Here is a 2,181-nt window from a genome sequence, read left to right as displayed (position 1 = left end):
AACGCGCCCCAGTAGGTGGCGAAGAGGGGGTAGTCCGCCGGGCCCAGCGCCCGGCCGGCGACCAGCATGACCAGGTAGCCGGAGGCGGCGGCGAACACCGTCGCCAGCGTCAGGGCCCGCATCCCACCCGCGGCGCGGCGGCCGGCCGTGGGCGTCGGTTCAGCGGCGGCCGGCGTGGTCATCGGGCATGCCGAGGGTGGGTGGCAGCGGTTCCGAGAACAGCCACGCGGACCACAGGGGACGCAGGTCGACGGGGGAGTGGTCGGCGGCCATGTGCAGGAAGTCGTCGGTGGTCGCGGTGCTGCCCGAGTACTTGGTCACCCAGTCACGCAGCAGCTGGAAGAACTGCTCGTCGCCGATCGTCAGGCGCAGGGCGTGCAGGGTGAGCGCGCCGCGCTTGTAGACGCGGTCGTCGAACATGTCCTTGGGGCCGGGGTCGGCCAGGAGCAGGTCCTGGGGTGAGTTCTGCAGCTTGGAGTAGTAGCGCAGCGCGTGGCTGCCCGCGTCGGCGCCGCCGGAGAACTCGGTCCACAGCCACTCGGCGTAGCAGGCGAAGCCCTCGTGGAGCCAGATGTGCTTCCATTCGGCGGCGGTGACGGCGTTGCCGAACCACTGGTGCGCGAGTTCGTGGGCGATCAGCCGCTCGTCGTCCGTGCCCGCCTCGGCGGTGTTGCGGCCGAACGTGGACATGCCCATCGCCTCGAGGGGGATCTCCAGCTCGTCGTCGGTCACCACCACCTTGTACTCACCGAACGGGTACGGGCCGAACAGGTCGGTGAAGACCTCGATCATCTCGAGCTGGCGGGCGAACGCCACCCGGAAGTCCCGCTTGAGGTCCGCGGGCAGGTAGGCGTGGAACGGCACCGCCCCACCCGTCACCTCCAGGTGCTCGTACTGCCCCAGGTTGATCGTCACGAGGTAGGTGGAGGTGGGCTGCGGGAGGTCGAACTCCCAGGTGGTGGTGCTGCCGCTGCGCTTCTTGCCCACCAGCGAACCGGTCACGACCGCGCGGTACGGGGAGTCGGTGGTGAGCCGGATCCGGAACGGGGCCTTGGACGACGGGTGGTCGTCGCACGGGAACCAGCTGGCGGCGCCGTTGGGCTGGTTGGCCACCAGGACCCCGTCGGTCAGTTCCTCCCACCCGACCTCACCCCATGCGCCGCGGATCGGGCGCGGGTTGCCCGCGTACCGGATGGTGAGCGTGAACGCGGCACCGACGGGGATCGGCTCGGCCGGGGTGACGGTGAGCTTGCCCCGCGGCCGGCTGTACCTGGCGACCCGACCGCGGTCGAGAGACACCTTGGACACGTCGAGGTGGGGGGACAGGTCGAGCTGCACCGAGTCGAGCGGTTCGGTGGCCGTGGCGGTGATGACGGCCTGGCCACGCAGGTTGTTGGAGCTCATCTTGTAGGTGAGGTCCAGTTCGTACCGGGTCACCCGGTAGCCGTGGTTCCCGGCGCTGGGCAGGTAGGGGTCGACCGGATCGGCGCGCGACGAATCGCGGGGGGCTGCGATCTTGGCGATGAGGTCCTTCTTGACTGCCTTCAATTCCATGACCTGCGCGAGTGTAGTGGACCCGGGGTGATCGGCACCGCCCCCGGCGGCCGGGCGGTGAAAACTACTTGCCAAAGTGGAAAGTAGTTGCCTATGGTCTAGTCATTGCCCGGTTGGACACTCCCGGGACCGTCACGAGGAAGGTGTCGCCATGACCACGGAGAACCCCGCCACCGGCGAGCTCGATCGCGCCGAGGCCGCCCGGCTCCTGGCGGAGGTCGAGGGTCGCCCGCCGGTCAGCTCCACGCGCGACGCCCGGGTCTTCGCCTGGTTCGCCGCCGTCATCGCGGTGGTGATGGGTGCCGGGACCATCGCGATCATGTTCTCCAACTGGGCGATGGTGCCGTACGTGGTGCTGCTGTTCGCCGTGATCTTCTGGCAGCGGCGATCGATCGGCGCCAGTCCCCGTGGTTCGGCCCGGACGTACCTCTGGGGGGTCGCGGGCTCCGGCGTGGTGGTCCTCGTCGTCGTCACCGGGTTGCACGTCATCCGCACCACGATCGGCCTCACCCCCTGGTGGTACCTCCTCGGTGCGGTGCTGGTGGCGGTGCCCGGACTGATCGCCGCCGCGCGCATCGCACGCCGGGGTGCCGCCCGGTGACCGGCCCGCAGGGCGAGGCCCCCGCC

General features: G+C 70.1%; 2 protein-coding genes and 1 pseudogene. 1 reads left to right on the top strand and 2 read right to left on the bottom strand.

The window, feature by feature from the left end; genetic code table 11:
• Both G6022_RS11425 and G6022_RS11420 read right to left on the bottom strand, forming a co-directional pair.
• Window positions 1-182, bottom strand: a pseudogene (locus G6022_RS11425) (polysaccharide biosynthesis protein); the annotation flags it as partial.
• Complete coding sequence (locus G6022_RS11420; protein ID WP_182610047.1) at window positions 160-1,548, bottom strand: M1 family metallopeptidase; 1,389 nt, start codon at window positions 1,546-1,548, stop codon at window positions 160-162. The gene G6022_RS11420 and the pseudogene G6022_RS11425, both read right to left, overlap by 23 nt.
• A gap of 157 nt (window positions 1,549-1,705) precedes the next feature.
• On the opposite strand from G6022_RS11420, the gene G6022_RS11415 reads away from it, so the two are divergent.
• Complete coding sequence (locus tag G6022_RS11415) at window positions 1,706-2,155, top strand: hypothetical protein (protein ID WP_182610046.1); 450 nt, start codon at window positions 1,706-1,708, stop codon at window positions 2,153-2,155.
• The last annotated feature ends 26 nt before the right edge of the window (window positions 2,156-2,181 follow it).

It is taken from the genome of Dietzia sp. Cai40 (assembly GCF_014145165.1).
In the GTDB taxonomy this organism is placed as follows: Bacteria; Actinomycetota; Actinomycetes; order Mycobacteriales; family Mycobacteriaceae; genus Dietzia; species Dietzia natronolimnaea.
The sequence above is the reverse complement of the archived record's forward strand: the minus strand, read 5'-3'. Positions and strand labels throughout refer to the sequence as shown.